The following is a 13,015-nucleotide window of genomic DNA, read 5'->3' as shown; positions in this document are numbered from 1 at the left end:
CACGCTTAGTACAAAAAAAATTGTGGCTGCAAAGTTAAGCCTTTCCAAACTGGTTGCATAATCTTACATTATCTTACTTTTGGTATACAATGAACTTTCACAAATTACAGGCGGACAGTATTTTTACAGGCACACAAATACTCTCGGCCAACCATGTTCTTATTACTGATGAAAAGGGAATTATACAAGAAATTACAGATGAAAAAGAGGCAGGGGACAATATTGAAAAATTAAATGGAATATTGACGCCGGGCTTTGTCAATTGCCATTGTCACCTCGAGCTAAGTCATATGAAGGGATTAATACCAGAAAAAACCGGGCTTATAGACTTTGTATTTTCAGTTGTTACGCAAAGACATTTTCCCACTGAAGAAATTCTGGAATCTATTGCTGTTGCTGAGAATGAAATGCTACAAAACGGCATTGTAGCTGTAGGGGACATTAGCAATAATCTTCTTACAATGCAGCAAAAAAAGAGACAGAACCTCCAATATTATAATTTTGTTGAGTCAAGTGGATGGCTCCCTGCTATTGCTTACCAAAGATTCGAGAGGAGTAAGGAATCGTATGATGTATTTTCAAAAGATTTTTCTGCATCTATAGTTCCGCATGCTCCGTACTCAGTTTCTAATGATTTATGGCATTTGATAAAACCGTATTATAAAAACAAAGTTGTAAGTATACACAACCAGGAAACAATTTTTGAAGATGAATTGTTTTTACAAAATTCAGGAGATTTTGTTAGAATGTACCAGATGATGAAGTTAGATACGTCATTTTATGAACCTAGCGGAAAAAGCAGTCTGCAAACCTATTTTAATCAATTAAAAGATGCAGCAAACATCATACTGGTGCATAATACATTTACAAAAGAGCCCGATGTAGAATTTGTAAAAAAGGCAAGGCCTGGTAATGCTGTTTCCTTTTGCCTTTGTGTTAATGCAAACCAGTATATCGAGCAACGCCTGCCCCCTATAGATCTGTTAAGAAAGTATGAATGCAACATTGTGTTAGGCACTGATAGCCTTGCCAGCAATTGGAGCCTAAGTATTTTAGATGAAATGAAAACTATTCAAAAAAGCTTCCCGCAAATTTCAATAGAAGAGTTACTTGGCTGGGCAACAATAAATGGTGCAAAAGCTCTGCAAATGAATGACAAACTTGGAAGCTTTGAAAAAGGTAAACAACCCGGAGTTGTTTTACTAGAAGGGACAGATGTAGCACGATACAAATCTTTATTAACAGCGAATGCAAAAAGATTAATATAACAACGAACATAATTCAACTAAAAATTTCTTGCAAAATCGGAAGGCTTTTTATCTCACCAAAGTCCTGTACATGTAGAGCAATGTAATTTTGATATGCCAAGATCAATTCTCGTCTTACGCCTTTAGTAAAATGAATATTTTCAAGGTCATTATAAAAATTGATAGAAAGAAGCTGTGAAGTGGCTGCCGCTAGATGGCTCTCTATAAAATAAGGATGCAAAGGCTTGCGTTCTACAAAATTTCCTTCCTGCAAATCTAAAAAAGATGTTGTACTGTTATACTTGCCCTGTATGCGAAAACCTAATTCGCCCGCAATATGTAAGCAGAAGTATAAGGGTAAGTTAGCAATCAGCGTAGAAGTGCCGTTATCGAGTTGTTTGAGAGTATCTTCAACCATATAGAAAAGCTCAGGGTTCGCTTCCGGCTGTTTAAGACTATGCTGCAATATTTCTGTTAAATACATAGCTACAGTATTTTTAGCTACATCAAACAATACCTGCTGGTACAGATAACCCCACTGGTACTCTTTTATAAAGTTGAGGTTTTTTAATTCGTTGTGGTAAACCACCATATCGAGTATGGCAGCAGGCTGAAAATAAATTGATTTAGCTGAAGATTTTTTTGTGCTTTGCCTTACACCTTTTACTATATAAGACTGTATGCCAAAAAGTTCTGTATAAACTGTAGTAATTATGCTTGTTTCACCATACTTAACCGTTCTTAATACAATACCCTTTGTTTTATGTGTCATAACCAGTTTTAAATCCCACATCTATACTTTTATATAAATCTTCTTCCTGTCTAGCAAATAGACAATGAACCAATAAAACGCGATCATACAGAAGGCATATAATAGAGAGCCATTTTTTAAATTAGAAAATAGCGGCTTGCATACGTATTGATAAAACCAGGGAAAGGGCGACGTGTACATGGCCTTGCCATACTCATCGGTATAATCTATCCATCTTACCAGCGCAAGTATTCTGGGTAATAAGCCACTTAAAAAAAAGATAAATAAAGGGTTTTTACCAAATACATCAAAAAATCTACTCCACGCACCTTTTGCTTCGCGAAATTCAATAAGATAAATTAATATTCCAAGTACAAGAAGAGCAAGGCCGGTGGTATATAACACGTAGCTGCTGGTCCATATCTTTTTGTTAATTGGAAAAACCATGTCCCAGCAGAATCCTAAAAATATCAGCAGAGATCCGGCAATAAACAAATGTGACAACATATCCCACGTTTTTCCTTTTTCACCAATATACCTTCCTGCAATATATCCAAAAATGACCTGTACAACGGCAGGAAATGTGCTGGCTATACCTTCAGGATCAAAAGCTATTCCTTCACCTTTATACATGTGATTTACTCCCAAAACAGCTTTGTCTACTCCTATGCCAAAATAGCCCTGAAGACTATAAGGATCATTTTCGCTGCCAAGTGTATAACATAGAAACCAGTAACCCAAAAGTATAAGAGCACTAATTATTAATGCTCCTCTTACTTTAAAAAAGTAAACAATAAATGAAGCAAAAAAATAGCAAACTGCAATGCGTTGCAGCACTCCAAAAATACGCACGTTTTGCCATGGTTTAACAACAAGGTGGCCATCATTCCATTGTATGAAAGGACACCAGTTTAAAAATAAACCGATAGCAAATATCAATACCGTTCTTTTAATAACTTTTCTCAAAAACGTATCGGTTCCTTTTTCGTAGAACCTTGGCATAACAAAAGACATTGCATTGCCAACAGCAAACAAAAAGAAAGGGAATACCAGGTCAGTAGGTGTACATCCATGCCAGGTTGCATGCTCCAATGGCGTATAAATATTGGCCCAGCTACCCGGATTGTTAACCAGGATCATAAGAGCTACAGTTGCCCCTCGAAATACATCCAAAGAGTAATAGCGTTGCTTCATGCAATGAAGTTAATAGATTATGTGGTAGTAAAATGTCTGAATTGTCTGGTAGATAATTATAAAAATTTATAGTAAAAACGTTATGAGTAATAAAACAAGTTCAAGGTGGTTCCGTAGTATTTATACAAATGGTTAGTTAATTGATAATGTAACAGGCACTTCGAGCGAAAAATTATTTACTTATATTTGCGGCAATTGTAAAACTTGATAAGTTACAACATTAGTCGAAGATGTATGAAATGCGAGTTGAATTGTGAGACTTTTAAGTTCAATTGCAGTAACAAATGATATTTCTTTTGGCAATAAGAAAAATACTTATTGCTTTTTTTTTAGTAGCAACTTAGCAAAATGTGACTGAGGTGGCGAAGCTTTGCGACAGCCGGATGTAAAGACGTTTTCACCCCTTAATTAAATTTAGGCAAGGAATATATTAAAAGAATGCGAACCTAGTTTGGGTTAAGCGACAATGTTGGCAACAAAAGATTAATCAGAAGTCTTGTTACGTAACATCTGCTGGTAGAAAAATTTTCAATTATTATTATAAAAGGTCTTATAAATGAGTCTTAAGAAAGAGTACGAATATTTAATTGTAGGTAGCGGTTTGTTTGGATCTGTTTTTGCGCACGAAGCCACGAAAAGAGGAAAAAAATGCCTTGTAATAGACAAGCGCAATCATGCAGGAGGCAATGTGTATTGTGAAAATGTTGAAGGCATAAACGTGCATAAATACGGCGCTCACATTTTTCATACTAACGACAAGCAGATCTGGGATTACGTGAATTCTTTTGTTGAGTTTAACCGCTACACAAACAGCCCTTTGGCTTTTTATCAAGGCAAATTGTATAACCTTCCTTTTAACATGAATACCTTCTACCAGTTGTGGGGAGTAAAAACTCCACAGGAGGCTAAGGAAAAAATACAATCACAGATCGAAGAACTTAATATACAGGAACCCTCAAATCTCGAAGAACAGGCACTTTCATTGATTGGGCCTGACATATATGAAAAGCTGATAAAAGGTTACACAGAAAAACAATGGGGCAGATCGGCTACTGAACTGCCAGCATTTATAATAAAAAGATTACCTGTAAGATTTACCTACGATAACAACTACTTCAACGATAAATACCAGGGGATACCTATCGGTGGATACAATAAATTAGTAGAAGGGTTACTTAAAGATATAGAAGTAAGGCTGGAAGTAGATTACTTTGAAGACCGTGAAAAATGGAATGCGCTTGCTGACAAAATTATATTTACAGGCAAAATTGATCAGTATTATAATTTTCAGTTCGGACAACTGGAGTATCGGAGTTTGCGGTTTGACCACGAAGTGCACGACGTGCAAAACTACCAGGGAAATGCTGTAGTAAATTATACTGAAAGAGAAGTGCCGTATACGCGAATTATAGAACATAAACATTTCGAATTCGGAACGCAGCCAAAGACAGTTATAACAAAAGAATATCCTAAGGAGTGGACTGCCGAGAAGGAACCATACTACCCCATAAATGATGAAAGAAATACCGAGATATTTAAAAAATACCAGCAACTAGCTGATGGAGAAAGTAATGTTATTTTTGGAGGACGTCTTGCAGAATACAGGTATTATGACATGCACCAGATTATTGGATCAGCACTAAAAAAGGTTTCAGTTCATTTTGGTGATGAATAATGCGGTTTTTCTTAAAAAAAGAAATGCGTTTACTGCATAATTAGCATCTCTTCGATCAACCTTGTTTGCTCAACGTTTTTTAATAAAACCTTGCTCACAGGGTTATCAATAATTTTTCCAGCTTAAGTATTTGGTTTTCCCAATTCATCAGATATTCTTGCAACTAATATTTATTTTGATATTAGATTACCCTTGAATTACAACTTATAGATAAGGTTTTAAACAAATAAACTATGGTAATAATGAAAGTGTGAAAATTTAAGTAAATTGTATGTTTTAATTGTGCCTGTTGTAGTTTCTCATTTATCAATCTCAAATTGATCACATTTGAAATACCCGTTTTACGGCAGGATTAGCAGATCTGATAATAGTAGCTTTGGGTCTGCTAAAACTGTAAACGATTGCATACGCTCATATCCTTCTTTAGCATTTAAAGATTACAATGTCTTTGAGGAAGGAGCCTCTAACCAATACATCAAAGGTTTCTTAAAAAGATCTTTTGACCTGGTAGTTTCTTCAATTACATTAATCACCGGGTTTCCTTTTTTTGCATTCTTGGTAATCATAACAAAAATCACCTCAACTGGCACTGTATTTTTTCAGCAGCAACGAATCGGGAAAAATGGGAGACCTTTCTATATTTATAAGTTTAGAAGCATGTACATCGGTGCAGAAAACTCGGGCCCTCAGCTAGCTAAAGAAAATGATCCAAGGGTGACCGGGTGGGGAAGGATCATGAGAAAGACACGATTAGATGAATTACCGCAATTTGTAAATGTTTTTTTAGGTCACATGTCTATTGTTGGTCCCAGGCCAGAACGTCCCTTTTTTATCGAGCAAATAATTGAAAAAGCTCCCGAATATAAAAGGCTTTTATCCATTAAACCCGGCATTACTTCCATAGGACAGGTAAAGTACGGGTACGCAGAAAATGTGGAGCAAATGATAGAGAGAATGAAATTAGACCTTCTTTATCTCGACGACCAAAATCTTTCTACAGATCTCGCGATTATTTTAGAAACCGTGAGAGTAATTGCGCAGGGCAAAGGCAAATAGTTAAATATCTTTTATAATTTATTTAGTAATATTTTACATCGTCATACTAAAACTATTTGTTTTTCTTAGAGGTACAGTCGTTAGAACTTGTTGTAAATACCGTAACGGGCGTGAATGCTCCAGACGTTAGAAGTATTTTTAGAATGTATTTCCCTTCTTAGTTTTAATGATAACGGTACTTTCTTTCATATCTCGAATTTCTTTCAGTTTTGTTGTTGTTTAAAAAAATCTAAATTGCGTTCCTTTTAATTTACAGAAACCCGATAATGGTGAAGTTGAAAATATTTCTTACGATAATTTTTGTTGCTGCTTGTTTTTTTTCTTTTGCCCAGTTGCCCTCTTTACCATCTAATTTAGAAAGAATAAAATCGTCGGATGTCAGCGAAGAACAGGTAAGTCAAATTAATGTTTACCTGCATCAGAATAATATAAGTTACCAGCAAGCCTACAACCTTTTAATAGCAAGGGGCATGGACCCTGATGAAGCTACAGATTTAAAAGGACGGTTACAGAGAGCAAGTGAAAGACAGGGTACCGGCAGACTGCCCCAAAATGGAAATGCTACCAACCAGGAATCAAGCGATACAAACAATGACCGGCTTAATGAAAGATATCGTCCTTTTGATACGTTAACAGAAGCAAAACCGATTCTTAATCCCAAAAAAATATTTGGGCTTGAAATCTTTAATAATGGTGTTCTTTCTTTTGAACCAAACTTAAATATAGCTACGCCCGTTGGTTACATCATTGGACCAAATGATGAAATCAATTTAAATATCTATGGGTACCAGGAAGCGAACTACCGGTTGATGGTTTCTTCAGAAGGAAACATCAATATTCCTAACGTGGGGGTTATGTATATAGCCGGACTATCTATTGAACAGGCAACAGCAAAGATTAAAAGCAAGCTAGCCTCATCAGGTTACTCTAATATCAAAACAGGGCTGACAAAAGTTAGCGTAACAATAGGAAGAATAAGAAGTATTAAAGTGACCGTGTTAGGTGAGGTGAAGAAACCGGGAACTTATACGCTTCCTTCGCTGGCATCAGCGTTTAACGCTTTGTACCTTTCGGGCGGTCCCAATGACATTGGCAGTATGCGAAACATACAAATAGTAAGAAATGGAAAAGTAATTGACAATCTTGATATTTATGATTTTCTTGTTAAAGGAGACCAAACTGGAAATATTAATCTGCATGATCAGGATATAATCAGAATACCTGCATACAAGGTGCGGGTATCTCTTGAAGGCCAGGTAAAAAGAACCGGCCTGTTTGAGATAAAGCCGGGAGAGACAGTCGAAAATTTATTAAATTTTGCAGGAGGTTTTGCTGATAGCGCATATACGGCAAGCATTACAGCCTACAAACTTACAGATATAGAAAACCGAATAATTGACATAGACCAAAAAGATTATTCAACTTATAAACCCTCACGCTCAGAATCTTTTGTAGTAAAAAAAATAATTGGTCGTTTTGTTAACAGGGTTACTATTTCAGGCGCTGTATACCTGCCTGGTGACTATGAACTAACGGAGGGAATGACAATAAAGGACCTGGTAAATAAAGCGCAGGGTTTAAGGCAGGATGCCTATAATGCAAGAGGCCTAATAGTAAGAAAGAGAGAAGATCTTACACCGGAGATTGTTTCTTTCAGTCCTGTTGATGTAATGCAAAAAGGTATAAATAATCTTTTATTAAAGGCCAATGATTCTGTAACAATTACCTCTGTTGCCGACCTGAGAGAAAATACAACTGTTTTTATTTCCGGTGAGGTGAGAAGTACGGGTAATTATCATTTTGTTGAAGATATGTCTTTAAAAGATTTGATCTTACTGGCAGGAGGTTTTACAGATGCCGCTATTCCTCAAAGAATTGAAGTAGCACGTCGCATGAAAACTGACAGTTTTAATATTAACGATGTCCAGGTTTCACAAGTATTAAATGTTTCTTCGGTAAATGACCTTGATGTATCTGCTTCAGAAATTAAACTTCGCCCTTATGATATAGTTGTAGTCAGGAAGAACCCTGGGTATCAGCCACAAATAAATGTCCGCATAGAAGGGGAGGTTGTTTTTCCCGGCATGTATGTTTTAAAAAATAAGAATGAGAAGATAAGTGATGTTATAAAAAGAGCAGGAGGCTTAACTCTTCAGGCTTATGACCAGGGAGGTTACGTGACAAGAAGTAATAAAAATACAGCTTCGGTTAACCAGATAAATTCTGAAAAGATAAATAAGATACAGGAAACATTGAAAGACACGACAGAAAGTGTAATGCACGAAATAGAAAGACCTGTAGACCGGATAGCAGTTGATTTAAGTACAATACTATCTCATCCCGGTGGGCGCCAGGATTTAACTTTGGAAGAAGGAGACGTAATTACTATACCAAAAGAAAAAATGGACGTGAGAATAAGCGGACAGGTTTTGTTTCCTACTCGGGTAGTATACCAGGAACGCCTTGATCTGAAAGATTATTTGGGACATGCTGGTGGAGTTACAGATAATGCAAGAAAAGGAAAGATCTATGTTTTATATCCGAATGGAAATGCAGCAAAAACAGGGCACTTTCTTTTCTTCAGACATTATCCTAAAATAACACCAGGGTCAGAAATCATTATTCCAAAAAAACATGAAATTGAAAGAAGGAGACTGACTACTGGTGAGATTATTGGAATATCAACAGCTATTACTTCTTTTGCCGGGGTGTTGTTGAGTTTGCTGATCAACTTGAAAAAATAGGGTAAATTTAGCATTGAATAAAAGCTTACCATCCAAAATCTTTTGTTGCTTTGGCCAAACCATTTGCTCATAATAGATCTTTAGATGTCTCACTTACACGCAATTCATCTTTTTAATATCTTCAAACTAAAAGATGAATCGCATGATAATTATTAGCTATTAAGACCTTTAGCGAAAACGTATATCAAAATAAGAAATGATAAAATTTCTAATTATAACTGTAGAATTAAAATATTAAATGAGTCAGGAGATTGAAATATCTGTAAGGGAAATTACTATTTTAATCAAAAAGTGGTACTATTATTTTCTATCCAAGTGGAAAGTTATTCTACTGTCATTGGTCTTATTTACAACAATGGGTGTTTTATATTCATGGTTTCAAAAACCGGAATATCTGGCAGAATTAACTTTTACTGCTGAAAATGATGGCGCGGGAACCATGAGCGCGTATGCCGGCATTGCATCACAATTTGGGCTTGACCTGGGTAGTAGTTCGGGCAGTGCATTTGAAGGTGATAACCTGATGCATTTAATGAGTAGCCGAAACTTAATTCAAAAAACTTTATTTACCCCTGTTGATACTGGTACAGGTAAATTTCTTCTTATCAATTATTATTTAAAAATCAGGGACGATGAAAATAAAGAAAAAAACAGCGTCGTTTTTACAAACGCAACGGAACCTTATAGCAGGCAACGAGATAGTATTGTTATGAGAATTTCTGCAGAACTTTCAAAAGCTTTAGATATTGACAGGATAGATAAAAAATCTGACATTATCTCTGTTAAGATCAAAAACAAAGATGAATTTTTTGCAAAAACCTTCGTAGAAGCGTTGGTTAATACAGTTATTCAATATTATACTGATTATAAAGTAAAAAAAATAAGACAGAACGTAGCAATTTTACAACATCAGACTGATTCTATAAGAAACCTTATTAATGGTAACATTGTTGATATTGCTGTTTCAACTGATTTAAATGTAAACCCTACCAGGGAAATCGCTCGAACCGGCATCCAGAGAAAACAGGTGGATGCACAGGTAAACGGAGCTATGTATACAGAGCTTGTAAAAAATCTTGAGTTATCTAAACTGACTTTACGTAAAGAGACGCCATTAATTCAAATTATAGATACTCCCATGTTCCCGTTAGAAAAACATAAAATGGGAACAATGAAAGCGGCAGTTATTTTTGGGTTTATTGGTTTCATCCTTACATTGGCTTTTTTAATGTTGCGTAAGATTTTTTCTTCTACAGCGTCCGATTACTCTCTTTAAAGTTTCAATTCATAAATTTCCATCAATAATTTAGCTGCGCGTAAAGTTGGTATGCAAGTAAATAAAGTTGCAGCGGGTGTTGTTGTATATCATCCCGACTCAAATGTTCTTACAAATATTAATACTTATTATAGCGGCGTTGAAAAACTGATTGTAATAGATAATTCTGAAACGCGCACTACATTTCAAAATGACTTACATAAACTTTTTCCCGATGCAATTTACTTGCATCTAAATCGGAATGCCGGCATTGCCGCTGCGCTAAACATCGCATGTGAGATTGCGATAGAAGGTGGCTATAAATGGATTCTGACTATGGATCAGGATAGTAGTTTCAATCTGGATGAACTCACGGAAATGATCGCCCGTATCCCTTTGGTAGAAATACTTTTTAAAAAAGTAGGAATAATAACTCCCTATCATGTTCTCCACACTGAAGATGTTACCAAAACAACAGAACAATATAGCGTTAAAAATATTGTTATGGCTTCTGGTAACCTCTTAAATCTTACTGCTTATACGGCTATCGGTCCTTTTGAAGAGAAACTTTTTATGGATTATGCAGATTATGAATATTGCCTTCGGCTTAGAAAAAATAAATACCAAATTATACAGGACAACTTCGTTAAGCTAAAACATTCGTTGGGAAGCTATGCTATAAAAAAAATGTTTGGTGTAAGCTTTGGAGTTAGCAACCACAATTCGGTAAGAAGGTATTATATGATACGCAACAGTTTGTATGTCAGTTTTAAATACTTCTCTTTTGATAAGCTTTTCTTTCTGCATACAGTCAAGAACACTTTTCTGTTGCATCCTTTCCTTATTCTTAGTTTTGAAAAAGATAAATGGGCAAAAATGAAATCGATTCGAAAGGGCATTCTCCATTTTCTTTTTCACAAATATGGAAAAACACTGTAGCGGAAAAGTAATTGGGAGAATAAAGAAATCACAACGAGACGATTCTGAAGCGATTTATAAATCTGGCATCCATCTAAAATATTAAATGTTTTTTTATTATTTCATATTTCTTTTTATTATTTTCTTCTTCTTTATTTCCCAATATTTTAAAATACCAGAAAAATATTTACTCGGTCTTATAGCGTTTACTTTAATATTGGTAGCTGGCCTTAGAACGCCAGGAGTAGATCCTGACTCAAAAACTTATATAGATGTTTTCAATAAATTTAGTTCGCCTGCAGACTATTTTCGAGACTATAAGCTTAACTCTTTTTTCGAACCGGCCTATTACCTTATACCAAGTATAATTCGTGTAACCTTCGGATTAAACTATTTGTGGGTGTTTTTGACTTTTGCGATTATTGGAGTCAGCTTAAAATTCCTGGCTATCTCCAAACTTACAGATTTTGCTTTTTTGTCGGTCTTGGTATATTATAGTCATTTTTTTCTTTTACACGATATGACTCAAATTCGTGCAGGTGCAGCTTCGGGCATACTGCTTTTGTGTATACCTCAAATACAAAAAAGAAATTTTTTAAGGTTTTTGCTTCTGATAGGAGTAGGTCTTTTATTTCACTATTCTATGGTCATCTTTTTGCCCTTTTATTTCTTAAGGTCAAAAAGCATCAATAAAAAGCTCTACCTGGCATTGTTGTATTTTCCTTTCATTTTACATTTTCTAAAATTCAACGTTCTATCAGTTTTTCAAATGCTTAAGCTTGGGTTTATATCAGACAAAATCCAACTTTACAATGATCTGTTGGAATTAGATGTTTTTGGTGGGATTAATATATTTAATATCCTGTTTCTGGTGCAACTGGTAACATGTACAATTTTTATTATAAAAAGTGATTTACTATTTAAAAATAATAAATATGGAATATTATTACTGAAAGTGTATTGTATTGCTGCTGCATCTTTTGTCATTTTTTCAAATATTCCTGTTATCGCTTTCAGAATAAGTGAATTACTGGGCATTGTACAAATAATTTTAATGCCCTTTTTTCTATATGTTGTTAAACCAAAGTATATGGCTCTGATCATAATTGTGGCGTTTGCGCTTACATATATTTCTAATGATCTCATTCATGTCGGTCTTGTACATCCTTATTTCGAGAAGTTTTAAAGCATAGATGTAATGTTGCCCAAGGATAAGGAAACAATCTGTATTTTGCTCGCTTCCTATAATGGAGAAAGTTTTTTGAGTGACCAGTTAGAGAGCTTGCAGTCACAGACATACTCAAACTGGAACCTTTTTATAAGGGACGACGGTTCAACCGACGGAACAGTGGCAATTATAAATAAATATGCTGCAAAAGATAAAAGAATTTCTTTTCTCGATGACGGTAGAAAGAATCTCGGAAGCTGTCAGAATTTTGCTTCACTTATCCATTTTACCCGAGAAAAATATGAATATTATATGTTTTGTGACCAGGACGACTTCTGGTTACCCGGTAAGATTAAAGACACCTTGGTTTTGATGCAAGAGGTGCAAAAGCAACAGGAAAAAGAAACGCCTATTGTGGTCTATACTAATTTTTTATACGTAGACAGAAGCCTGCAAGTAATTGAATCAAAAAAAGATTTTCAGACAACAAAGGTGTCTAATCTTAGGTTTGCTCACTTGCTGGCACAAAATCCTGCTTATGGCTGTACTATGATGATAAATAAACAGTTAGCAGCCATTATTGATCCTATACCTGCTGAGTCAGAAAACCACGATTACTGGGTAGCATTAGTAGCAACGGCTTTAGGTAAGATATCTTATCTTAACAAACAAACGCTTCTTTATAGGCAGCATAATAATAATATTTCTACAAACTACGATAGTAATTCTTTGTCAAAAAGATTAAAAAGAATTGTTCTGCAGAGAAAAAACTTTGAAGATGTACAAAAGAAAATAACTATGGCATCAATATTCAGAAATGTATATTATGACCGATTACCTGATAGCAAAAAGAGAATATTAAATGAATTTATAAGTTTGGGAACCGGAAAAAGCCTGGCTTTATTGATTAAGAATATAAAAAATGGCGTAAGGCGACAGACCTTACTGCAGACTATTTTATTTTACGTCAGTATATTGGGTTTGAGAAATAAGAAGGTTTAGACGTT

The 13,015-nt window shown here is 35.1% G+C and carries 10 protein-coding genes; 8 read left to right on the top strand and 2 right to left on the bottom strand.

From position 1 onward, the window contains the following. Nucleotides 1-89: 89 nt before the first annotated feature. Nucleotides 90-1,268, top strand: coding sequence for an amidohydrolase family protein (locus tag B154_RS29175; protein ID WP_018616014.1), 1,179 nt, complete (start codon nucleotides 90-92; stop codon nucleotides 1,266-1,268). A gap of 13 nt (nucleotides 1,269-1,281) precedes the next feature. Here the strand turns inward: B154_RS29175 and recO are convergent, their stop codons facing one another. Both recO and B154_RS0119530 read right to left on the bottom strand, forming a co-directional pair. Beyond that, entirely contained in the window at nucleotides 1,282-2,019 is a 738-nt protein-coding gene (gene recO / locus B154_RS0119535) for a DNA repair protein RecO (protein ID WP_245542627.1), read from the bottom strand. A 21-nt stretch (nucleotides 2,020-2,040) separates the two neighbouring features. Next, on the bottom strand, nucleotides 2,041-3,192 hold the full coding sequence (locus B154_RS0119530; protein WP_018616012.1) for an acyltransferase family protein: 1,152 nt from the start codon (nucleotides 3,190-3,192) through the stop codon (nucleotides 2,041-2,043). 556 nt (nucleotides 3,193-3,748) lie between these two features. Here B154_RS0119530 and glf point away from each other — a divergent pair. From glf to B154_RS29170, 7 genes are all read left to right on the top strand, one after another. Continuing rightward, a complete protein-coding gene (gene glf / locus B154_RS0119525; RefSeq protein WP_018616011.1) occupies nucleotides 3,749-4,867 on the top strand; it encodes a UDP-galactopyranose mutase in 1,119 nt (372 codons plus the stop codon). 327 nt (nucleotides 4,868-5,194) lie between these two features. Then, on the top strand, nucleotides 5,195-5,923 hold the full coding sequence (locus B154_RS0119520) for a sugar transferase (protein ID WP_018616010.1): 729 nt from the start codon (nucleotides 5,195-5,197) through the stop codon (nucleotides 5,921-5,923). 266 nt (nucleotides 5,924-6,189) lie between these two features. Further along, nucleotides 6,190-8,667: an SLBB domain-containing protein gene (locus B154_RS0119515; protein ID WP_018616009.1), complete on the top strand. Its 2,478-nt coding sequence runs from the start codon at nucleotides 6,190-6,192 to the stop codon at nucleotides 8,665-8,667. 238 nt (nucleotides 8,668-8,905) lie between these two features. Further along, a complete protein-coding gene (locus B154_RS0119510; RefSeq protein WP_018616008.1) occupies nucleotides 8,906-9,943 on the top strand; it encodes a GumC domain-containing protein in 1,038 nt (345 codons plus the stop codon). A gap of 51 nt (nucleotides 9,944-9,994) precedes the next feature. After that, entirely contained in the window at nucleotides 9,995-10,861 is an 867-nt protein-coding gene (locus tag B154_RS0119505) for a glycosyltransferase family 2 protein (RefSeq protein ID WP_018616007.1), read from the top strand. Between the two features lie 85 nt (nucleotides 10,862-10,946). Continuing rightward, the gene (locus B154_RS0119500) at nucleotides 10,947-12,026 is read left to right on the top strand and encodes an EpsG family protein (protein ID WP_018616006.1); all 1,080 of its coding nucleotides are present in this window, start codon (nucleotides 10,947-10,949) and stop codon (nucleotides 12,024-12,026) included. Nucleotides 12,027-12,038: 12 nt separating this feature from the next. Beyond that, entirely contained in the window at nucleotides 12,039-13,010 is a 972-nt protein-coding gene (locus B154_RS29170) for a glycosyltransferase family 2 protein (RefSeq protein ID WP_018616005.1), read from the top strand. Nucleotides 13,011-13,015 lie beyond the last annotated feature (5 nt).

Origin of the sequence: Segetibacter koreensis DSM 18137 (assembly GCF_000374045.1) — a bacterium.
GTDB classification, from domain to species: Bacteria; Bacteroidota; Bacteroidia; order Chitinophagales; family Chitinophagaceae; genus Segetibacter; species Segetibacter koreensis.
This window is presented reverse-complemented; position numbering and strand designations above follow the sequence as displayed.

Coding starts and splice junctions, on each gene's coding strand:
- B154_RS29175 (WP_018616014.1), top strand. CDS start 90: ATGAACTTTCACAAATTACAGGCGGACAGTATTTTTACAGGCACACAA.
- recO (WP_245542627.1), bottom strand. CDS start 2,019: ATGACACATAAAACAAAGGGTATTGTATTAAGAACGGTTAAGTATGGT.
- B154_RS0119530 (WP_018616012.1), bottom strand. CDS start 3,192: ATGAAGCAACGCTATTACTCTTTGGATGTATTTCGAGGGGCAACTGTA.
- glf (WP_018616011.1), top strand. CDS start 3,749: ATGAGTCTTAAGAAAGAGTACGAATATTTAATTGTAGGTAGCGGTTTG.
- B154_RS0119515 (WP_018616009.1), top strand. CDS start 6,190: ATGGTGAAGTTGAAAATATTTCTTACGATAATTTTTGTTGCTGCTTGT.
- B154_RS0119510 (WP_018616008.1), top strand. CDS start 8,906: ATGAGTCAGGAGATTGAAATATCTGTAAGGGAAATTACTATTTTAATC.
- B154_RS0119505 (WP_018616007.1), top strand. CDS start 9,995: ATGCAAGTAAATAAAGTTGCAGCGGGTGTTGTTGTATATCATCCCGAC.
- B154_RS0119500 (WP_018616006.1), top strand. CDS start 10,947: ATGTTTTTTTATTATTTCATATTTCTTTTTATTATTTTCTTCTTCTTT.
- B154_RS29170 (WP_018616005.1), top strand. CDS start 12,039: ATGTTGCCCAAGGATAAGGAAACAATCTGTATTTTGCTCGCTTCCTAT.